The sequence below is a fragment of the Cupriavidus sp. FW306-1B-F12B genome (genome assembly GCF_058781795.1).
Map to the genome: position 1 here is coordinate 152,306 of NZ_JBYSXC010000009.1, position 20,046 is coordinate 172,351.

The window sequence follows — 20,046 nt, forward strand, 5'->3', positions numbered from 1 at the left end:
CGGCAATCACCCCCTCAGGAGCGACCCTAACCGGGCCGCGATCATCATGGCAGGCCTGGAAAAAGACACCCCTCATCCCACCGCGCTGACCGTCCATACGCAATCCCGCGTGCTGGAGATCGGCTTCGACAACGGCCGCAGCTTCCGGCTGCCGTTCGAGCTGCTGCGCGTGTATTCGCCGTCCGCTGAAGTCCAGGGCCACGGCCCGGGGCAGGAAGTGCTGCAGACCGGCAAGCGCGAGGTGGGCGTCAACGCGGTCGAGCCGGTCGGCAACTACGCGATCCTGATCCGCTTTACCGACGGCCACGATACCGGCATCTATTCCTGGGACCTGCTGTACCGCCTCGGCGACAACCAGGATGCGCTCTGGCAGGACTACCTGCAGCGCCTGGAAGCCGCCGGCGCCGACCGCGACACCCCGATGCCCGCCGCCGGCGCTGCCGGCGGCCACGGCTGCGGCCATCACTGAGCCGCGTCGAACCGATTACCCTGGAGTCTGAAAGATGAGTGAAACCCACTTCGGGTTTGAAAAGGTCGACGAAGCGGAAAAGGCCGACAAGGTTGCCGGCGTGTTCCATTCGGTGGCGAGCAAGTACGACGTGATGAACGACCTGATGTCGGGCGGCATGCACCGGCTCTGGAAGATGTTCACCATCGCCCAGGCTGGCGTGCGCCCCGGCCACAAGGTGCTGGACATCGCCGGCGGCACCGGCGACCTGGCCAAGGCGTTCGCGAAGCAGGCCGGTCCGACCGGAGAGGTCTGGCTGACCGACATCAACGAGTCGATGCTGCGCGTGGGCCGCGACCGGCTGCTGAACAAGGGTATCGTCACCCCGGTGTGCCTGTGCGACGCCGAGCGCATCCCGTTCCCGGACAACCATTTCGACCTGGTGACCGTGGCCTTCGGCCTGCGCAACATGACGCACAAGGATGCCGCGCTGGCCGAGATGCGCCGCGTGGTCAAGCCGGGCGGCAAGGTCATGGTGCTGGAGTTCTCCAAGGTGTGGAAACCCCTGGAGAAGGCCTACGACGTCTATTCTTTCAAGGTGCTGCCGTGGCTGGGTGAGCGGGTGGCAGGGGATGCCCCCAGCTATCGCTATCTCGCGGAATCGATCAGAATGCATCCAGACCAGGCTTCACTTGTACGCTTGATGGAACATGCCGGCCTGGAAAATGTCGAATACTTCAATCTGACGGCCGGAGTGGTGGCGCTCCACGTCGGGCGCAAGTATTAAGAAGACTTGAAATCGCCATGCCTCGCCCGCATATAGGGTGAAACTGACAGGGGATAGCAGAATATGTCGTCATTTCGTGGAAAGTTCCTGGTTGGGTCGCTGATTACCGCGATTGCCTTGGGAGTGATGTTCGACGCCAATGCCAAGCGCATGGGCGGTTCGCGCAGCATCGGCAAGCAATCTGAGTCGGTCACGCAGCGCCAGCAGGCGCCGCAGCCCACTTCGCCGACCCAGCAGGCGCAGCAGCCCGCACAACAGGCGGCTCCGGCAACGGCCGGTGCAGCCGGCGCGGCCGCGGCCGCGGCGCCCAAGCGCAACTGGGGCGGCATCCTGGGCGGCATCGCCGCCGGCCTGGGTATCGGCTGGCTGCTGTCGCACTTCGGCCTGGGCGGCGCGGCGCTGAGCTTCCTGTCCAACCTGATCCTGATCGCGCTGGTGGCGTTCGCCGCGATCTGGCTGATCCGCAAGTTCCGTGGCGGCAGCAAGCGCACCCAGCAGCCGGCCTACGCCGGCGCCGGCAACGCGCCGAACCTGGGCCGCAACGCCGAGCCCATGTTCCGCGGCGAGCCGACGCCTGTGTCGTCGGGTAGCCCGGCAGGCCCGGCCGCCAATACGGTACTGCCGGCAGCATCGGCAGCCCCGGTCGCGGCCGATGCGGTGGCCCAGCAGCCGTGGGGCGTGCCGGCCGACTTCGATACCGAAGCCTTCCTGCGCAACGCCAAGGTCCACTTCGTGCGCCTGCAGGCCGCGTGGGATGCCGGCAACCTGGACGACATCCGCGAGTTCACCACGCCGGAGATGTTCGCCGAGATCAAGATGGACCTGGCCGACCGCGGCGCCGAGGTCAACAAGACCGACGTGGTCACGCTCGAAGCCCAGCTGCTCGGCATCGAGTCGGCCGCGGCCCAGCATATCGCCAGCGTGCGCTTCTCGGGCATGATCCGCGAGAAGTCCGGCGAGGCGGCCCAGCCGTTCGGCGAGGTCTGGAACCTGGCCAAGCCTGCCAGCGGCACCGGCGGCTGGCTGCTGGCCGGCATCCAGCAAGAGTCCTGATGCCGCACCCCGCGGCGGTGATGCGCCGGGGGGAGTAGCTTAGAATGGAGGCCCACGCGAAAGCGTGGGCCTTTTTTGTTTGGGACGCCCGACCTGCGGCGTCGCTGCCTGCCCGCCAACCGCGCTGTCATGAATACTCTGCCTTCCGCCCTGGCCATGCCCGCCATCTCGGCGCTGAACCACCTGCTTGAGCAGGAGCCGTGGGCCCGCAACCAGCTCACGCCGTTTGCCGGGCGCGTGATCCGCTTCGATGCGGCCGCCTTCGTGCTGTCGCTGAAGGTGACGGAGCACGGCTGCACCGAACCGGCGCCCGAGGCCGAGGCGCCCGCGGTGACGCTGCGCGTGCCGGTGCAGCAGTGGCCGCTGGTGGCCGCCGACGTGGCCGAAGGCGGCCAGGCCGCCGCCATGCGCCATGTCCGCATCGAGGGCGACGCCGAGCTGGCCAACACCGTCTCGACGCTGGCGCGCAACCTGCGCTGGGACGCCGCCGAAGACCTGTCGCGCGCGCTGCGCGGCATCCTGGGCGGGCCCGTCAGCGACAGCGTGGCGCAGCGCGTGGTCGACGGCGCGCGCCAGGTGCATGAGCAGGCCACGCGCGTGGGCCGCGCCCTGGTCGACAACGTCACCGACTACCTGCTGGACGAGCATCCGACCCTGGTGCGCCACGCCGCGCTCGATGCCTTCGGCACCGATGTGGGCCGGCTGCGCGACAGCCTGGCCCGGCTCGAGAAACGGCTGGAGCGGCTGGAGCGCGCCGGCCCGCGGCCGGCTTCCGGACAGTCGGGCCAGTCGGGCCAGTCCGGCAAGCTGCCGTCGCCGCACCGCTGAGCCGGCCGCGCCCCGATCCCATCCACCAACAACATGACTGCCTGCCCGGCCCTGTGAAGACTCCCGAATGACCCGCCTCCTGCGCCTTGGCAAGATTCTCTTCGTCATCCTCTATTACGGCCTGGACGAGCTGGTGCTCTCGGGCTTCAGCAGCCGCAGGATCCGCTTCCTGGTGCGCGTCATCACCATCGGGCGCAAGCTCGAGATGCCGCGCGGCGAGCGCCTGCGGCTGGCGCTGACGCGGCTGGGCCCGATCTTCGTCAAGTTCGGCCAGGTGCTGTCGACCCGGCGCGACCTGATGCCGGCGGACATTGCCGACGAACTGGCCAAGCTGCAGGACCAGGTGCCGCCGTTCGATTCGGTGGTGGCGGTGAAGATCATCGAGCGCGCGCTGGGGCGGCCGCTGGACCAGCTGTTCGAGACCTTCGAGCACCAGCCGGTGGCCAGCGCCTCGATTGCGCAGGTGCACTTCGCCACGCTCAAGGGTGGCCCCTGCCACGGCCGCGAGGTCGCGGTGAAGGTGCTGCGCCCGGGCATGCTGCCGGTGATCGACAGCGACCTGGCGCTGATGCGCGACATGGCGACCTGGATGGAACGCTTCTGGGCCGACGGCAAGCGCCTGAAGCCGCGCGAGGTGGTGGCCGAGTTCGACAAATACCTGCACGACGAGCTCGACCTGATGATCGAGGCGGCCAACGCCAGCCAGCTGCGCCGCAATTTTTCCGACTCCAGCCTGCTGCTGGTGCCCGAGGTGTTCTGGGACTGGTGCAGCAGCACCGTGTTCGTGATGGAGCGCATGCACGGCATCCCGATCTCGCGCACCGAGTCGCTCAAGGCCGCCGGCGTGGACATGCACCTGCTGGCGGAAGAGGGCGTCGAGATCTTCTTCACCCAGGTGTTCCGCGATGGTTTCTTCCATGCCGACATGCATCCGGGCAATATCCTGGTGTCGGTGCAGCCCGAGACCTTCGGCCGCTATATCGCGCTGGACTTCGGCATCGTCGGCGCGCTGTCCGAGTTCGACAAGAACTACCTGGTGCAGAACTTCATCGCCTTCTTCCGGCGCGACTACCACCGCGTGGCGCTGCTGCACGTGGAGTCCGGCTGGGTGCCGCCCGACACCCGCATCGAAGAGCTGGAAAGCGCCGTGCGCGCCTGCTGCGAGCCGTACTTCGACAAGCCGCTCAAGGAGATCTCGCTGGGCATGGTGCTGATGCGCCTGTTCCAGACCTCGCGCCGCTTCAATGTCGAGATCCAGCCGCAGCTGGTGCTGCTGCAGAAGACGCTGCTCAATATCGAAGGCCTGGGCCGCCAGCTCGACCCCGACCTGGACCTGTGGAAGACCGCCAAGCCTTTCCTGGAACGCTGGATGCACGAGCAGGTGGGCTGGAAGGGCGCCTGGGAGCGGGTCAAGGTGGAGGCGCCGCTGTGGGCCAAGATGCTGCCCGACTTCCCGCGCCTGGCGCACCAGTTCCTGGAGCGGCGCGCGCTGACCAGCAACGGCGAGCAGGACAAGCTGCTGGCGATGCTGGTGGTGGAGCAGCGCCGCACCAACCGGCTGCTCGGCACCGGGCTGCTGTTGCTGGGCGGCTTTGTCGCCGGCATCGTGCTGACGCATGTGCTGGGCTGGGCGGGCTACTGGTAGCGCACCCCTGGCTGATCCATATTAGAGATGACCATGAGCGACCCTGCCAAGCCCGCGCCGACCTTCGCCACCCGCAACGCCGCCGACCCGGCGTTCTGGGACGAGCGTTTCGAACAGGGCTTCACGCCCTGGGACCAGGGCGGCGTGCCCGAGGAATTCCGGCAGTTCATTGAAGGCCGCGCGCCATGTCCGACCCTGGTGCCAGGCTGTGGCAACGGCTGGGAGGCCGCGTGGCTGTTCGAGCGTGGCTGGCCGGTGACGGCAATCGACTTCTCGCCGCAGGCGGTGGCGTCGGCGCGGCGGACGCTGGGGCCGGCGGGGGTAGTGGTGCAGCAGGGCGATTTCTTTGCCTTCACGCCGCAGCCGGCGTGCGAGCTGATCTACGAACGGGCCTTCCTGTGCGCGCTGCCGCCGGCGATGCGGGCCGACTATGCCGCCCGGGTCGCGCAACTGCTGCCGCCGGGCGGCCTGCTGGCCGGCTACTTCTACCTCGGCGAAAACCGCGGCGGGCCGCCGTTCGCGATGCCGGCCGAGGCGCTGGACGCGCTGCTGGCACCGGCCTTCGAGCGACTGGAGGACCGGCCCTCGGCCGCGCCGCTGCCGGTGTTCCAGGGGCAGGAGCGCTGGCAGGTCTGGCGCCGCCGGTCCGGCTGAGGCAGCCACCGGCCAGCCCTTGTGGCGCAGGCGATGCTCCGCGTGGCGCATTTGCGCCAGCGGGGAATTTTTTTCGCCCACGCTGGTCTGCGTCGCTATAATCCGCGTTTTGATTCGGCTACGACCGCAGCCCCGGCCGCGTTTTCCGCCCAGCGCGAGAACTCCAGGCAGCTCGATATGCGGCCCCGACCGATGAATTGGACTCCGGGCAGATGCGCGCAAGCAACGTGCACTCATGCGCCGCCCGGCATTCGGTTTTTCGCCACAAGGGCACTTCTGCATAGGGCAGCGGCATGCTGATCTGGTTCGTCATCATCTACTGGGTAATCTCGGTCGGCATCGGCCTGTGGGCGGCGCTGCGCGTACGCAACACCACCGATTTCGCCGTCGCCGGGCGCAGCCTGCCGTTCCATATCGTCACCGCCACCGTCTTTGCCACCTGGTTCGGCTCAGAGACGGTGCTGGGCATCCCCGCCGTATTTCTCAAGGAAGGCCTGTCGGGCGTGGTCTCCGACCCCTTCGGCTCGTCGCTGTGCCTGATCCTGGTGGGCCTGTTCTTCGCCCGGCCGCTGTACCGGATGAACCTGCTGACCATCGGCGACTACTACCACAACCGCTATGGCCGGCTGGCCGAGGTGCTGACCACGCTGTGCATCGTGGTGTCCTACCTGGGCTGGGTGGCGGCGCAGATCAAGGCGCTCGGGCTGGTGTTCTTTACCGTCTCGGACGGCGCGCTGTCGCAGGAGGCCGGCATGATGATCGGCGCGGCCAGCGTGCTGGTCTATACGCTGTTCGGCGGCATGTGGTCGGTGGCCATCACCGACTTCATCCAGATGATCATCATCGTGATCGGCATGCTCTATATCGGCTACGAGGTCAGCGGCCAGGCCGGCGGCGTCACGGCGGTGGTGTCGCACGCGGCCGCGGCCGGCAAGTTCGAGTTCCTGCCATCGCTGGATTTCATACAGATCATCGGCTTTGCGGCGGCGCTGTTCACCATGATGCTGGGCTCGATCCCGCAGCAGGACGTGTTCCAGCGCGTGACCTCGTCGCGCACCGAGCAGATCGCCGGGCGCGCCTCGGTGCTGGGCGGCGTGCTGTACTTCTGCTTCGCCTTCATCCCGATGTTCCTGGCGTATTCGGCCACAATGATCGACCCCGGCATGGTGGCCAAGTACATCGACACCGATTCGCAGCTGATCCTGCCGAAGCTGATCCTGCAGCACGCACCGATGTTCGCCCAGGTGATGTTCTTCGGCGCGCTGCTGTCGGCGATCAAGAGTTGCGCGTCGGCCACGCTGCTGGCGCCGTCGGTGACCTTTGCCGAGAACATCCTGCGCCCGTACTTCCGCCACCTCGACGACCGGCAGTTCCTGCGCGTGATGCAGACCGTGGTGCTGGTATTCACCGCGCTGGTGACGCTGTTCGCGCTCAACTCGCACCTGTCGATCTTCCATATGGTCGAAAATGCCTATAAGGTCACCCTGGTTTCGTCGTTCGTGCCATTGGCCTTCGGCATGTTCTGGAAGCACGCCACCCGCCAGGGCGGGCTGGCGGCGATCCTGCTGGGCCTGTCTTCGTGGCTGACCTGCGAGGTGGCCTTTGCCGATGCCGTGGTGCCGCCGCAAATGGTGGGCCTGCTGTTCTCGATCAGCGGCATGGTGATCGGTTCACTGCTGCCGCAGTGGATTGCAGATCACGCGCCGGTCAAGGAAGTGCATATCGCCTGACGGCCCGGGGTCTGCCACCCCCTCATTTCCGGCGATCAGGCGGCCCCGGAACGGTTTATAATTCAAGGCTTTGCATCGTCGCACGGGAATTTCCCGCGGCCGCCATGGCCCGCGCCGATGTCCGCCTTTGTACCAATTCCGAAGTTTTCTCGCGAAATAACACCATGCCGATCTATGCCTACCGTTGCGACGCCTGCGGCCACGGGCGCGATGTGCTGCAGAAAATGAGCGATGCCCCGCTGACGGACTGCCCGTCGTGCGGCACCGCCGGCGCGTTCAAGAAACAGCTGACCGCTGCTGGTTTCCAGCTCAAGGGCTCGGGCTGGTACGTGACCGACTTCCGCGGCGGCAGCGCCGGCGCGCCGGCAGTGACCGGCGCCGCGGGTGGCGCCACTGCAGCGGCGGCCAGCACCCCGGCGGCGGCTGAATCGCCGGCCAGTCCTGCCACGTCCGCTTCGGCCACGCCCGCGGCAGCTGGCGGCTGCGGCAGCGCCTGCGCCTGCCATTGAGCCGGACCCGCCCCGTGGTTGCCAAGAAGACTTCCGCCCTGAAAACCTGGTTCCTGACCGGGCTGCTGGTGCTGGTGCCGCTGGGCATCACGCTGTGGGTGCTCAGCCTGATCATCGGCACGATGGACCAGAGCCTGGCGCTGCTGCCCGAGGCCTGGCGCCCGGACCGGCTGATGTTCGGCAAGCGCGTGACCGGCCTGGGCGCCATCCTCACGCTGCTGGTGATCCTGCTGGTCGGCCTGCTGGCGCATAACTTCATCGGCCAGCGCCTGGTGCGCTGGTGGGAAGCGCTGCTGGGCCATATCCCGGTGGTGGGCCCGATCTACACCAGCGTCAAGCAGGTCTCGGACACGCTGCTGTCGTCCTCGGGCAATGCCTTCCGCAAGGCGCTGCTGGTGCAGTACCCGCGCGAGGGCTCGTGGACTATCGCCTTCCTGACCGGGCGCCCCGGCGGCGACGTGCAGAACCACCTGCAGGGCGAATACGTCAGCGTCTACGTGCCGACCACGCCGAATCCGACCTCGGGCTTCTTCCTGATGATGCCCAAGGCCGACACCATCGAACTCGACATGACCGTCGACGCCGCGCTCAAGTACATCGTCTCGATGGGCGTGGTGGCACCGGCGGAACTGCCGCGCAAGAACGGCAGCATGTCCCGGCCGGCAGCCCCGGCCAGTCCGGCCAATCCGGCCGGCAGGGCCAGCAGCGAGGAAACGGTCGAGACGACCGATCCTTAAGCATCCAATCTGATCACGGGCCGCCCGATGTGCTTCGGGCGGCCGCGTTTTACCGGGAATCTCCTTATGTCCTCCATGCGTACTCACTACTGCGGTCTGGTGACCGAACAATTCTCGGGCCAGGAAGTGGCCCTTACCGGCTGGGTCCAGCGCCGCCGCGACCATGGCGGCGTGATCTTCATCGACCTGCGCGACCGCGAAGGCCTGGTGCAGGTGGTGTGCGACCCGGACCGCCCCGAGATGTTCAAGGCTGCCGAAGAGATCCGCAATGAGTTCTGCATCCGCGTCACCGGTAAGGTCCGTCCGCGCCCGGCCGGCACCGAGAACGCCAACCTGACCTCGGGCAAGATCGAGGTGCTGTGCCATGAGCTGACCGTGCTGAACCCGTCGGTCACGCCCCCGTTCCAGCTCGACGACGACAACCTGTCGGAAACCACGCGCCTGACGCACCGCGTGCTGGACCTGCGCCGCCCGCAGATGCAGTACAACCTGCGCCTGCGCTACAAGGTGGCGATGGAAGTGCGCAAGTTCCTCGATGCGCAGGGCTTTATCGACATCGAGACCCCGATGCTGGGCAAGAGCACGCCCGAAGGCGCGCGCGACTACCTGGTGCCGTCGCGGGTCAACCCGGGCCACTTCTTCGCGCTGCCGCAGTCGCCGCAGATCTTCAAGCAGATGCTGATGGTCTCCGGCTTTGACCGCTACTACCAGATCACCAAGTGCTTCCGCGACGAAGACCTGCGCGCCGACCGCCAGCCGGAGTTCACGCAGATCGACTGCGAGACCTCGTTCCTGACCGAGCAGGAGATCCGCGACCTGTTCGAGGACATGATGCGCACGGTGTTCAAGAACGCCATCGACGTCGACCTGGACGCCAGGTTCCCGGTGATGGAGTTCCGCGAGGCCATGGCCCGCTTCGGCTCGGACAAGCCTGACCTGCGCGTCAAGCTGGAATTCACCGAGCTGACCGAGGTGATGAAGGATGTCGACTTCAAGGTGTTCTCAAGCCCCGCCAACAGCGACAACGGCCGCGTGGTCGGCCTGCGCGTGCCGGGCGGCGGTGCGATCTCGCGCGGCGAGATCGACGCCTACACCCAGTTCGTCGGCATCTACGGCGCCAAGGGCCTGGCCTGGATCAAGGTCAACGAAGTGGCCAAGGGCCGCGACGGTCTGCAATCGCCGATCGTCAAGAACCTGCACGACGCCGCCATTGCCGAGATCCTCAAGCGCACCGGCGCCCAGGACGGCGACATCATCTTCTTCGGCGCCGACAAGGCCAAGGTGGTCAACGACTCGATCGGCGCGCTGCGCCTGAAGATCGGCCACTCTGACTTCGGCAAGGCCAACGGCCTGTTCGAAGACACCTGGAAGCCGCTGTGGGTGGTCGACTTCCCGATGTTCGAGTACGACGAGGAAGACGCGCGCTGGGTGGCCATGCACCACCCGTTCACCAGCCCCAAGGACGAGCACCTGGAATACCTGGAGACCGACCCGGGCAAGTGCCTGGCCAAGGCCTACGACATGGTGCTGAACGGCTGGGAAATGGGCGGCGGCTCGGTGCGGATCTTCCGTTCGGACATCCAGAGCAAGGTGTTCCGCGCGCTCAACATCAATGACGACGAAGCCCGCGCCAAGTTCGGCTACCTGCTGGACGCGCTGCAGTACGGCGCGCCCCCGCACGGCGGCCTGGCCTTCGGCCTGGACCGCATCGTCACGATGATGGCCGGCGCCGACTCGATCCGCGACGTGATCGCCTTCCCGAAGACCCAGCGCGCCCAGGACCTGCTGACCCAGGCTCCGAGCTCGGTCGACGAGAAGCAACTGCGCGAACTGCACATCCGCCTGCGCGCCACGGAGCCCAAGCCGACGGCCTGAGTTGCCCGGAGCCCGCAAGGAAGCCGCGCGATTGCGCGGCTTTTTTGCTTTATGCGCAACGTCGGGTCGCCTGCGCTGTGAGGCGCGCGGCGCATTGGTTTCGATTTGTTACCGGTCGGAACGAAGGGCGCCGCGGCGGGGTCTGCTCTCTTTGACACGTAATTTGCCGAGCGGCCTCGCAATGAAGGCTTCCGGCACTCGGGAGGAAATTCGTGACCCTGGATATCGACCTGATCCGCCAGTTCCTGCTGGCCCATGACCAAACCATCCTGACCTGGCTGGTGGCCGGACTGGTGATGATGCTGCTGGCACGCTTCGAGCTGCGCCGCGCCGTGCGCCGCTCGGCGCAGGCCATGTCTGAATCGGTGGCCACCACGGTGGCCGCCTGCGTGCCCGACATCGCCCATGCGGTGCAGTCGGCCGCGCCCGCCGCGGCGGCCGAGCCGGTGGAAATGCAGCGCGCCGAAGCGCTGCGCCGGCTGGCGCTGGATACCGTCGGCGTGGTCATGACGCGCGGGCGCTGGCTGGACGAGCTCGGCAACCTGCGCCTGGCTGATGACGCCTTGCTGGCCGGCCAGCGCGCCGACGGCGCCGACCCGCTGCTGGTGGTGGCGCCGCAGCCGGTGGTGCAGGCCTACCTGGATGCGCAGCGCGTGTTCGAGGACGAGGCCGCGCAGGTGCAGGCGCTGCGCCGCGACGCCCAGCGTGTGCAGGAGGCGCTGCAGGCCCTGGACGCGGAGGTTGCCCATATCGAGCAGGAAACCGGCAGCATCGTGCTGCGTTTCGAGCAGGTCAACGCGCAGGCGGCGCAGGGCATGGACGGCGGCGATTACCAGCGCTTCCTGATCCAGAAGTACAACTCGCTGGGACAGCGCGAGAAGGAAATCGCGCTGGAGCGCACGCGGCTGCAGGGCGAGGTCCGGCACCGCGCCGACGCCCTGGCCACGCACGCGCATGGCGCGTCCAAGCGCTACCGCCAGGCGCTGGCGCCGCTGATGGACCAGCTGCGTGCGGCCTGGGGCCACGGCGATTCGCCCCAGGTGTTCGACACCTGGCAGCGCACCGCCGCCGACGAGCCGTACCTGGCACCCCGTGCCACCTATGGCGCGCGCAGCGCCGCCTGAAGGCTGCCGCGGGCCGCCTCGGGCGTGCGCCGCCACGCTTTCGCGTGGCAACGTGGCGCGGCTGCGCTATCCTTGGGTTTGTCCTTTCGCCCAGACCCATGTCCTACAAGATCCCGGAATCCGTGCTGGTGGTGATTTACACGCCAGATCTTCAAGTCTTGCTGCTGGAACGCGCCGATCGCCCGGGGTTCTGGCAGTCCGTGACCGGCAGCCTCGACACCCTGGACGAACCCCTGGCCCTGACCGCCGCGCGTGAAGTGGCCGAGGAAACCGGCATCATCGCCGGCGAGCACCAGCTGACCGACTGGGCCCACACCATCCAGTACGAGATCTACCCGCAGTGGCGCCACCGCTATGCCGAAGGCGTCACGCGCAATACCGAGCACTGGTTCGGGCTGCGTGTGCAGCAGGCGCTGCCGGTGACGCTGGCGCCACGCGAACATCTGCAATACCAGTGGCTACCGTGGGAGCAGGCCGCGCAGCAATGCTTTTCCAGCAGCAATGCCGAGGCCATCCGCCAGCTCGCCTGGCGCGCGGCCGGGGCTGGCGCTGGCGAGCGGCAGGCGGTGTACGGAGCGCAGCCATGAAGCTGCGCGTGGTCACCTACAACATCCACAAGGGAGTGACCGGCATCTCGCGGCGCCCGCGCATCCAGAACGTGCGCGCCGGCCTGCATGCGATGGATGCGGACATCGTCTTCCTGCAGGAAGTGCAGGACCGCAACGACCGGCTGGTGGCCGCGGCGCTGTTTGATCCGGAGCATACGCAGCTCAACTACCTGGCCACTGACGCCTATCCGCATTCGGTCTACGGCCGCAACGCGGTCTATGACTACGGCCATCACGGCAACGCGATCCTGTCGCGCCACCCGATCCTGATGTCCGAAAACCTCGATATTTCTGACCACCGTTTCGAGCAGCGCGGGCTGCTTCATGCGGTGGCGGATGTGCACGGGGTGGAAACCCACTTGATCTGCGTGCATTTCGGCCTGTTCGCGCGCAGCCGCGTACGCCAGGCCGAGGCCCTGGTGGAGCGTGTGCGCACCGTGGTGCCGGCCGGCATGCCGCTGGTGATCGCCGGCGACTTCAACGACTGGAACCACCGGCTCGATGCGCAGATCTGCAATACGCTGGGCGCGGTCGAGGCCTCGCACGCGCGCGGCGCGCGGCTGCATACCTTCCCCAGCCATATGCCGTGGTGGCAGCTCGACCGCATCTATGTGCGCGGCTATGAGATCGAGCGCGCGCATGCGCTGACCGGCCGCGACTGGGCGCAGCGCTCGGATCACGTGCCGCTGGTGGCGGAACTGGGGCATCCGCAGGGCGCGCTGGCCATGCCCGCGGAGCCCGCCGGCAAGGCCGCCTGAACTCAGCGCGCGCTGTCCGGATAGTCGCGGATGAAGGCGAACACCGCCTGCGGGTCGTTCAGGTCCAGCACCGGCAGCGCGGTCATGGCAGCGACCGCGGCAGGGTCGTCGCTTGCCACCGCCACCACGCCCGGCACCTCGTCCCACAGCGGCGTGCGCCCCAGTGCCGGGCGATATACCTCCAGCTTGGGAAAATCACTGCGCTTGTAGCCCTCCACCAGCACCAGTTCGGTGTCGGCCGGCAGCACGGCGAGCGCATCGTCCAGTTCGGGCGAGGGCACCGCTTCCGGGTAGTGGCGCATCAGCGTCAGGTGGCGCGCGCCGACCAGCACGACATTGGCGCAGCCGGCCTCGCGCATGCGCCAGGAGTCCTTGCCGGGCGTGTCGGGGTCAAAGCCGTGATGGGTATGCTTGACGCCGGCCACGCGCAGGCCGGCGGCGACGAAACAGGGGATGAGCTGGTCCAGCAGCGTGGTCTTGCCGCTGCCGGACGATCCGGTAATGCCGAATACCTTCACAATGGGTTCCGTGGGGGCGTCAGTCGTCGATTGCCCGTCGCTGGCTGCGCGGGCAAGCATCAGTCTCGACGATAGCAGAGATGCGCCTGCCAATGTGCGCGCGGCGCCTTGCGCCCGGCAATCTGTCCGATAATCACGGCATGTCACGGATCTCCCACTCCGCTCATGCCGACACCAGCGCGCACGACTCCGCCGCGGCCGGCGACCACGCGCCGCGCCGCCACATGCTGCGCTGGACCTGGCGCCGCGGCAAGCCCACCACCGACAATGCGGTGCGGCTGCTGCACGGCGGCCAGGACTTCTTCCCCGCGCTGATCGCCGCCATCGACCAGGCCGCGTTCCAGGTGATGCTGGAAACCTACATCTATGCCGATGACGAAGTCGGCCGCGCGGTCAGCGACGCGCTGATCCGCGCCGCCGCGCGCGGCGTGACCGTGCGCGTGACCGTGGACGGATTCGGCGCCGGCGACATGCCCGCCGCGCTGGCCGCGCGGCTGCGCGCCGGCGGCGTGCAACTGCGCGTGTTCCGCATGCTGCGCGGCTTCCGGCTGGCGCGGCGCCACCTGCGCCGGCTGCACCGCAAGCTGGCGGTGATCGACCGGCGCGTGGCTTTCGTCGGCGGCATCAATATCATCGACGACCACAACCACGGCCCGTTCGAAGGCGCCAACCTGGGGCCGCGCTATGACTTCGCGGTGCAGGTCGGCGGCCCGCTGGTGGACGGCATCGCGCTGTCCGCCGAGCGGCTCTGGTGGCGCTTGTCGCTGCGCGATATGCACGGCACCGAACGCGCCGCCGCGGTGGCCGACTACCCGCTCGTCACCGACCTGCCGCCGCGCCCGGAAGCCGCGGGCGGCGTACGCGCCGCGCTGCTGCTGCGCGACAACCTGCGCAACCGCCGCACCATCGAGCGCGAATACCTGCGCGCGCTGGGCGCCGCGCGCCACGACGTGATCCTTGCCAACGCCTACTTCCTGCCTGGCCACAAGATGCGGCGCGCGCTGCTGGCGTGCCGCGCGCGCGGCGTGCGCGTGCGGCTGCTGCTGCAGGGGCGGGTCGAATACCGGCTGCAGCACTACGCCACCCATGCGCTGTATGCCTCGCTGCTGGAGGCCGGCGTCGAGATCTACGAGTATGCCGAGAGCTTCCTGCACGCCAAGGTGGGCGTGGTCGACGAGGCCTGGGCCACGGTCGGGTCGAGCAATATGGACCCGTTCAGCCTGCTGCTCGCGCGCGAAGCCAACGTCGCCGTTTATGATGCGGCCTTCGCCGCTGAACTGCGCACCGCGCTGGAATACGCCATTGCGCACCGCAGCGTGCGCGTGATGCCGGAGGTGCATGCGCGCCGCTCGCCGCTGCACCGGCTGGCCAACTGGGCGGCCTATATGCTGCTGCGCCTGGGTGTCGTCATTGCCGGTGTCGCGGGGCGCTACTGAACGATAAGCCGCGAGCGCGGTGTGCGTTTGCTGCCATGCGGCACGGCGCTCGCTGCAACCGGTCGCGGCGCAAGCCATGACCGACATGACGGACATGCTGCATTGCAGTCCGTTTAGAAACAGCGGTCTAATTAAAAGCTTGATGGTCGGCTGCTGCGCCAGAATAATCTGAACGACCGTTCTTTTTTGGCTTAGACTGCGTGCATTCGCGGTATGCACCGGCAAATCCGCCGGTTCGGCCGCAAGCAAATAATGCAACGTCAGGGTCATACGCGGGGCCGCAGCAGGGCCCCGCAGAACGGAGAAAAAACATGCGACACCAGTCAGCCCGTCTCGAATCCGCCGCCGCCTCCCCCGCGCCAATGCGCAAGGGTGAAATGACGCGCGTGGCGATTCTGGATGCCGCACTGGAATTGTCGTCCCGCGACGGGCTCGAAGGTCTGACCATCGGGCTGCTCGCGGAACGCATGCAGATGAGCAAGAGCGGTGTCTTCGCGCATTTCGGTTCGCGCGAAGACCTGCAGGTGGAGGTGGTGCGGGAGTATCACCGCCGGTTCGAGCAGGAGGTGTTCTATCCCTCGCTGCAGGAGCCGCGCGGCCTGCCCCGGCTGTGGTCGATGGTGCGGCGCTGGATGGAGAAGCGCATCCAGGAAGTGACGACTGGATGCATCTACATCAGCGGCGCCGTGGAGTACGACGACCGTGCCGGCAGCCTGGTGCGTGACGAGCTGGTCAAGAGCGTCACCATCTGGCGGGCAGCGCTCACGCGCGCCATCAACCAGGCGCGGGAGGAAGGGCACCTGCGCGCGGACTGCGATCCGCGCCTGATGCTGTTCGAGATGTACAGCCTTGAACTAGGCTTGCATCATGACGCCCGTTTCCTGCGCCTGCCTGACAGTGCCGAGCTTGCCATGGTCGCGCTCAACAAGCTGATTCAGTCTTACCGTACCTGAGGTCGCCCCGGTCGGACCGTATCGCGCAAGCGGGACGGGCGGCGTGGCGGCATCGCACAACTCCAAGGAGTCTCAGATGGGCCAGTACACCGCACCGTTGCGCGACATGCAGTTCGTGCTCCATGAACTGCTCGGCGCCGAAGCCGAACTCAAGGCGATGCCGCCGCACGCGGACATCGACGCGGACACCATCAACCAGGTCATCGAGGAAGCCGGCAAGTTCTGCTCGGACGTGGTGTTCCCGCTCAACCAGGTGGGCGACCGCGAAGGCTGCACCTACGTCGGCGACGGCGTGGTCAAGGCCCCCACCGGCTTCAAGGAAGCCTACCAGCAGTACGTCGAGGCCGGCTGGCCGGCGCTGGCGTGCGATCCCGAATTCGGCGGCCAGGGCCTGCCGATCGTGATCAACAATGTGGTCTACGAGATGCTGAACTCGGCCGGCCAGGCCTGGACCATGTACCCGGGCCTGTCGCACGGCGCGTACGAGGCGCTGCACGCGCACGGCACGCCAGCACTGCAGCAGACCTACCTGCCCAAGCTGGTCTCCGGCGTGTGGACCGGCACCATGTGCCTGACCGAGCCGCACTGCGGCACCGACCTCGGCATCCTGCGTTCCAAGGCAGAGCCGCAGGCCGACGGGTCGTACCTGATCTCGGGCACCAAGATCTTCATCTCGGCCGGCGAGCACGACATGGCCGAGAACATCATCCACCTGGTGCTGGCACGCCTGCCGGACGCGCCGGGCGGCACCAAGGGCATCTCGCTGTTCGTGGTGCCCAAGTTCATCCCCGATGCCAACGGCAACCCGGGCGAGCGCAACGGCATCAAGTGCGGCTCGATCGAGCACAAGATGGGCATCCACGGCAACGCCACCTGCGTGATGAACCTGGACGGCGCGCGCGGCTGGATGGTGGGCGAGCCCAACAAGGGCCTGAACGCCATGTTCGTGATGATGAATGCCGCGCGCCTGGGCGTGGGCGCGCAGGGCCTGGGCCTGACCGAAGTGGCGTACCAGAACTCGCTGGCCTACGCCAAGGACCGCCTGCAGATGCGCGCGCTGACCGGCCCGAAGGCGCCGGACAAGCCCGCCGACCCGATCATCGTGCACCCGGACGTGCGCCGCATGCTGCTGACGCAGAAGGCCTACGCCGAAGGCGGCCGCGCCTTCAGCTACTGGACCGCGCTGCAGATCGACCGCGAGCTGTCGCACCCCGACGAAGCCGTGCGCAAGCAGGCCGGCGACCTGGTCGCGCTGCTCACGCCGGTGATCAAGGCCTTCCTGACCGACAACGCCTTCACGTCCACCAACGAGGGCATGCAGGTGTTCGGCGGCCACGGCTATATCGCCGAGTGGGGCATGGAGCAGTATGTGCGCGATGCGCGCATCAACATGATCTACGAAGGCACCAACACCATCCAGGCGCTGGACCTGCTGGGCCGCAAGATCCTGGGCGACATGGGCGCCAGGATGAAGGCCTTCGGCAAGATCGTGCAGGAATTCGTTGAAGCCGAAGGCACCAACGAAGCCATGCAGGAGTTCATCAACCCGCTCGCCGATATTGGCGACAAGGTGCAGAAGCTCACCATGGAAATCGGCATGAAGGCGATGGGCAATGCCGACGAGGTGGGCGCCGCCGCGGTGCCGTACCTGCGCGTGGTGGGCCACCTGGTGTTCTCGTACTTCTGGGCCCGCATGGCCAAGATCGCGCTGGAGAAGGAAGCGAGCGGCGACAAGTTCTACACCGCCAAGCTGGCCACGGCACGTTTCTACTTTGCCAGGCTGCTGCCGGAAACCGCCGCCGAGATCCGCAAGGCGCGCGCTGGTGCGGCAACGCTGATGGCGCTGGACGCAGACCTGTTCTGAGTCGACTCTACGCGTCGTTCCCGGCCGGGAACGACGGCTTCGCATCTGTCTAACGCTCACTAATCCAGGAGCGAGCATGTCCAATTTCATCGTCAAGAAAGTCGCCGTGCTGGGTGCCGGCGTCATGGGGGCGCAGATCGCCGCCCACCTGATCAATGCGCGCGTGCCCGTGGTGCTGTTCGACCTTCCCGCCAAGGAAGGCCCCAAGAACGGCATCGCGCTGCGCGCCATCGAGAACCTGAAGAAGCTCTCGCCCGCGCCGCTGGGCATCAAGGAAGAGGCCGGCCTGATCCAGGCGGCCAACTACGAGGACGACATCGCGCTGCTCAAGGAATGCGACCTGGTGATCGAGGCGATCGCCGAGCGCATGGACTGGAAGCACGACCTGTACAAGAAGGTCGCGCCGCACCTGGCCTCGCATGCGATCTTCGCGACCAACACCTCGGGCCTGTCGATCACAGCGCTGTCCGACGGGTTTGATGCGGACCTGAAGTCGCGCTTCTGCGGCGTGCACTTCTTCAACCCGCCGCGCTACATGCACCTGGTCGAGCTGATCCCGACCGCGACCACGCAGCCGCAGATCCTCGACCAGCTTGAAGCATTCCTGACCACCACGCTCGGCAAGGGCGTGGTGCGCGCCAAGGACACGCCCAACTTCATCGCCAACCGCGTCGGCATCTTCTCGATCCTGGCCGTGTTTGCCGAAGCCGAGAAGTTCGGCATCCCGTTCGACGTGGTCGATGACCTGACCGGCTCCAAGCTGGGCCGCGCCAAGTCCGCCACCTTCCGCACCGCGGACGTGGTCGGCCTGGACACCATGGCGCACGTGATCAAGACCATGCAGGACACCCTGCACGACGACCCGTTCGCGCCGGTGTACAAGACCCCGGCCGTACTCAAGGGCCTGGTCGACGCGGGCGCGCTGGGCCAGAAGACCGGTGCCGGCTTCTACAAGAAGGAAGGCAAGGCCATCAAGGTGCTCGACGCCAAGACCGGCCAGTACGTCGATGCCGGCAAGAAGGCCGACGAGATCGTGGTGCGCATGCTGAAGAAGGATGCGGCCGAGCGCATCAAGCTGCTGCGCGAGTCGACCAACCCGCAGGCGCAGTTCCTGTGGGCGGTGTTCCGCGACGTGTTCCACTACATCGCCGTGTACCTGGAGCAGGTCGCGGGCTCCGCCGCCGACATCGACCTGGCGATCCGCTGGGGCTTCGGCTGGAACTCGGGTCCGTTCGAAGACTGGCAGTCGGCCGGCTGGAAGCAGGTGGCCGAGTGGGTCAAGGAAGACGTGGAAGCCGGCAAGGCGCTGTCGGCCGCGCCGCTGCCGGCATGGGTATTCGAGGGCCCGGTGGCAGAGAACCAGGGCGTGCACGCCGCTGCCGGTTCGTGGTCGCCGGCGACGCAGTCCTTCGTCGCGCGCAGCAAGCTGCCGGTGTACCAGCGCCAGGCATTCCGTGCCGCGATCAAGGGCACTGCCGCGGCCGATCCGCGCAAGGCCGGCCGCACTGTCGAAGAGAACGACGCCGTGCGCATCTGGGTGAGCGAAGGCCAGGACGACGTGCTGGTGGTCTCGTTCAAGAGCAAGATGAACACCATCGGGCCGGACGTGATCGACGGCCTGACCCGCGCCATCGACCTGGCCGAAACCGGCTACAAGGGGCTGGTGGTGTGGCAGCCGACTTCGCTGCAGCTGGGCGCACCGGGTGGCCCGTTCTCCGCCGGCGCCAACCTGGAAGCGGCCATGCCCGCCTTCATGATGGGCGGCGCCAAGGGCATCGAACCGTTCGTGAAGAAGTTCCAGGACGGCATGATGCGCGTGAAGTACGCCTCGGTGCCGGTGGTGTCCGCGGCGTCCGGCATTGCGCTGGGCGGCGGCTGCGAGCTGATGCTGCATTCGGCTTCGCGCGTGGCCGCGCTCGAGACGTATATCGGCCTGGTCGAAGTGGGCGTGGGCCTGGTGCCGGCCGGCGGCGGCCTGAAGGAAGCCGCGCTGGCGGCCGCGCGCGCGGCGCAGGCCGCGGGCAGCACCAACATCCTGCAGTTCCTGACCAGCCGCTTCCAGAGCGCGGCCATGGCCAAGGTCTCGGCCTCGGCGCTGGAAGCGCGCCAGATGGGCTACCTGCAGCCGTCCGACAAGATCGTCTTCAACGTGCACGAGCTGCTGTACGTGGCGCAGAACGAAGTGCGCGCGCTGGCCAGCGCCGGCTACCGCGCGCCGCTGCCGACGCTGGTCCCGGTGGCCGGCCGCTCGGGCATTGCCACCATCAAGGCATCGCTGGTCAATATGCGCGACGGCGGCTTTATTTCGGCGCACGACTTCCTGATCGCCAGCCGCATCGCCGAAGCGGTGTGCGGCGGCGACGTCGAGGCCGGCTCGCTGGTGAGCGAGGACTGGCTGCTGGCGCTGGAGCGCAAGGCCTTTGTCGACCTGCTCGGCACCGGCAAGACGCAGGAGCGCATCATGGGCATGCTGCAGACCGGCAAGCCGGTGCGTAACTAACAGGGCAAGCGAGGAACCG

General features: G+C 67.3%; 18 protein-coding genes. 17 read left to right on the forward strand and 1 reads right to left on the reverse strand.

Annotated elements, in window-relative coordinates; all coding sequences use genetic code 11:
• The first annotated feature begins 46 nt into the window (after window positions 1–46).
• The 13 genes from AC3WLE_RS17050 to AC3WLE_RS17110 all read left to right on the forward strand — a co-directional run bounded on the left by AC3WLE_RS17050 (window position 47) and on the right by AC3WLE_RS17110 (window position 12,756).
• Window positions 47–469 (forward strand): gamma-butyrobetaine hydroxylase family protein, encoded by a 423-nt coding sequence (locus AC3WLE_RS17050; protein ID WP_010814444.1) that lies wholly within the window; start codon window positions 47–49, stop codon window positions 467–469.
• A 34-nt stretch (window positions 470–503) separates the two neighbouring features.
• Complete coding sequence (gene ubiE / locus AC3WLE_RS17055) at window positions 504–1,235, forward strand: bifunctional demethylmenaquinone methyltransferase/2-methoxy-6-polyprenyl-1,4-benzoquinol methylase UbiE (protein WP_010814445.1); 732 nt, start codon at window positions 504–506, stop codon at window positions 1,233–1,235.
• A 63-nt stretch (window positions 1,236–1,298) separates the two neighbouring features.
• Window positions 1,299–2,288 (forward strand): Tim44 domain-containing protein, encoded by a 990-nt coding sequence (locus tag AC3WLE_RS17060; RefSeq protein WP_492319029.1) that lies wholly within the window; start codon window positions 1,299–1,301, stop codon window positions 2,286–2,288.
• Between the two features lie 129 nt (window positions 2,289–2,417).
• Window positions 2,418–3,116, forward strand: a complete 699-nt coding sequence (locus tag AC3WLE_RS17065; RefSeq protein ID WP_492355834.1) for a ubiquinone biosynthesis accessory factor UbiJ — start codon at window positions 2,418–2,420, stop codon at window positions 3,114–3,116.
• Between the two features lie 67 nt (window positions 3,117–3,183).
• Entirely contained in the window at window positions 3,184–4,761 is a 1,578-nt protein-coding gene (ubiB, locus tag AC3WLE_RS17070; RefSeq protein ID WP_492319031.1) for a ubiquinone biosynthesis regulatory protein kinase UbiB, read from the forward strand.
• A gap of 33 nt (window positions 4,762–4,794) precedes the next feature.
• Complete coding sequence (locus AC3WLE_RS17075; protein ID WP_492319032.1) at window positions 4,795–5,415, forward strand: methyltransferase domain-containing protein; 621 nt, start codon at window positions 4,795–4,797, stop codon at window positions 5,413–5,415.
• A 293-nt stretch (window positions 5,416–5,708) separates the two neighbouring features.
• Complete coding sequence (locus AC3WLE_RS17080) at window positions 5,709–7,145, forward strand: high affinity choline transporter 1 (RefSeq protein WP_492319033.1); 1,437 nt, start codon at window positions 5,709–5,711, stop codon at window positions 7,143–7,145.
• A 164-nt stretch (window positions 7,146–7,309) separates the two neighbouring features.
• A complete protein-coding gene (locus AC3WLE_RS17085; RefSeq protein WP_492355833.1) occupies window positions 7,310–7,654 on the forward strand; it encodes an FmdB family zinc ribbon protein in 345 nt (114 codons plus the stop codon).
• A 14-nt stretch (window positions 7,655–7,668) separates the two neighbouring features.
• Window positions 7,669–8,391: a DUF502 domain-containing protein gene (locus tag AC3WLE_RS17090; RefSeq protein ID WP_035822762.1), complete on the forward strand. Its 723-nt coding sequence runs from the start codon at window positions 7,669–7,671 to the stop codon at window positions 8,389–8,391.
• A gap of 66 nt (window positions 8,392–8,457) precedes the next feature.
• On the forward strand, window positions 8,458–10,266 hold the full coding sequence (gene aspS / locus AC3WLE_RS17095) for an aspartate--tRNA ligase (RefSeq protein WP_011614526.1): 1,809 nt from the start codon (window positions 8,458–8,460) through the stop codon (window positions 10,264–10,266).
• Between the two features lie 212 nt (window positions 10,267–10,478).
• Window positions 10,479–11,390: a hypothetical protein gene (locus AC3WLE_RS17100; RefSeq protein ID WP_492297330.1), complete on the forward strand. Its 912-nt coding sequence runs from the start codon at window positions 10,479–10,481 to the stop codon at window positions 11,388–11,390.
• Between the two features lie 98 nt (window positions 11,391–11,488).
• Window positions 11,489–11,977, forward strand: coding sequence for a dihydroneopterin triphosphate diphosphatase (gene nudB, locus AC3WLE_RS17105; protein ID WP_010813934.1), 489 nt, complete (start codon window positions 11,489–11,491; stop codon window positions 11,975–11,977).
• Complete coding sequence (locus AC3WLE_RS17110) at window positions 11,974–12,756, forward strand: endonuclease/exonuclease/phosphatase family protein (RefSeq protein ID WP_492355832.1); 783 nt, start codon at window positions 11,974–11,976, stop codon at window positions 12,754–12,756. Before nudB ends, AC3WLE_RS17110 begins: the two co-directional genes overlap by 4 nt.
• Before the next feature lie 2 nt (window positions 12,757–12,758).
• Here AC3WLE_RS17110 and mobB read toward each other — a convergent pair whose 3' ends face one another.
• A complete protein-coding gene (mobB, locus tag AC3WLE_RS17115; RefSeq protein ID WP_010813932.1) occupies window positions 12,759–13,274 on the reverse strand; it encodes a molybdopterin-guanine dinucleotide biosynthesis protein B in 516 nt (171 codons plus the stop codon).
• A gap of 92 nt (window positions 13,275–13,366) precedes the next feature.
• Here mobB and clsB point away from each other — a divergent pair, with 92 nt between their 5' ends.
• From clsB to AC3WLE_RS17135, 4 genes are all read left to right on the forward strand, one after another.
• Window positions 13,367–14,710 (forward strand): cardiolipin synthase ClsB, encoded by a 1,344-nt coding sequence (gene clsB, locus AC3WLE_RS17120; RefSeq protein ID WP_492355865.1) that lies wholly within the window; start codon window positions 13,367–13,369, stop codon window positions 14,708–14,710.
• 362 nt (window positions 14,711–15,072) lie between these two features.
• Window positions 15,073–15,663, forward strand: a complete 591-nt coding sequence (locus AC3WLE_RS17125) for a TetR/AcrR family transcriptional regulator (protein ID WP_026201385.1) — start codon at window positions 15,073–15,075, stop codon at window positions 15,661–15,663.
• 76 nt (window positions 15,664–15,739) lie between these two features.
• Window positions 15,740–17,527 carry an acyl-CoA dehydrogenase C-terminal domain-containing protein gene (locus AC3WLE_RS17130; protein ID WP_492319038.1) on the forward strand — a complete coding sequence of 596 codons (1,788 nt, stop codon included), beginning with the start codon at window positions 15,740–15,742 and terminating at the stop codon, window positions 17,525–17,527.
• A 76-nt stretch (window positions 17,528–17,603) separates the two neighbouring features.
• Entirely contained in the window at window positions 17,604–20,027 is a 2,424-nt protein-coding gene (locus AC3WLE_RS17135) for a 3-hydroxyacyl-CoA dehydrogenase/enoyl-CoA hydratase family protein (RefSeq protein ID WP_492319039.1), read from the forward strand.
• Window positions 20,028–20,046: the final 19 nt, after the last annotated feature.

Coding starts and splice junctions, on each gene's coding strand:
- clsB (WP_492355865.1), top strand. CDS start 13,367: ATGTGCGCGCGGCGCCTTGCGCCCGGCAATCTGTCCGATAATCACGGC.
- AC3WLE_RS17060 (WP_492319029.1), top strand. CDS start 1,299: ATGTCGTCATTTCGTGGAAAGTTCCTGGTTGGGTCGCTGATTACCGCG.
- ubiB (WP_492319031.1), top strand. CDS start 3,184: ATGACCCGCCTCCTGCGCCTTGGCAAGATTCTCTTCGTCATCCTCTAT.
- aspS (WP_011614526.1), top strand. CDS start 8,458: ATGTCCTCCATGCGTACTCACTACTGCGGTCTGGTGACCGAACAATTC.
- AC3WLE_RS17125 (WP_026201385.1), top strand. CDS start 15,073: ATGCGCAAGGGTGAAATGACGCGCGTGGCGATTCTGGATGCCGCACTG.
- AC3WLE_RS17110 (WP_492355832.1), top strand. CDS start 11,974: ATGAAGCTGCGCGTGGTCACCTACAACATCCACAAGGGAGTGACCGGC.
- AC3WLE_RS17075 (WP_492319032.1), top strand. CDS start 4,795: ATGAGCGACCCTGCCAAGCCCGCGCCGACCTTCGCCACCCGCAACGCC.
- AC3WLE_RS17130 (WP_492319038.1), top strand. CDS start 15,740: ATGGGCCAGTACACCGCACCGTTGCGCGACATGCAGTTCGTGCTCCAT.
- AC3WLE_RS17050 (WP_010814444.1), top strand. CDS start 47: ATGGCAGGCCTGGAAAAAGACACCCCTCATCCCACCGCGCTGACCGTC.
- ubiE (WP_010814445.1), top strand. CDS start 504: ATGAGTGAAACCCACTTCGGGTTTGAAAAGGTCGACGAAGCGGAAAAG.
- AC3WLE_RS17085 (WP_492355833.1), top strand. CDS start 7,310: ATGCCGATCTATGCCTACCGTTGCGACGCCTGCGGCCACGGGCGCGAT.
- AC3WLE_RS17065 (WP_492355834.1), top strand. CDS start 2,418: ATGAATACTCTGCCTTCCGCCCTGGCCATGCCCGCCATCTCGGCGCTG.
- AC3WLE_RS17080 (WP_492319033.1), top strand. CDS start 5,709: ATGCTGATCTGGTTCGTCATCATCTACTGGGTAATCTCGGTCGGCATC.
- nudB (WP_010813934.1), top strand. CDS start 11,489: ATGTCCTACAAGATCCCGGAATCCGTGCTGGTGGTGATTTACACGCCA.
- AC3WLE_RS17135 (WP_492319039.1), top strand. CDS start 17,604: ATGTCCAATTTCATCGTCAAGAAAGTCGCCGTGCTGGGTGCCGGCGTC.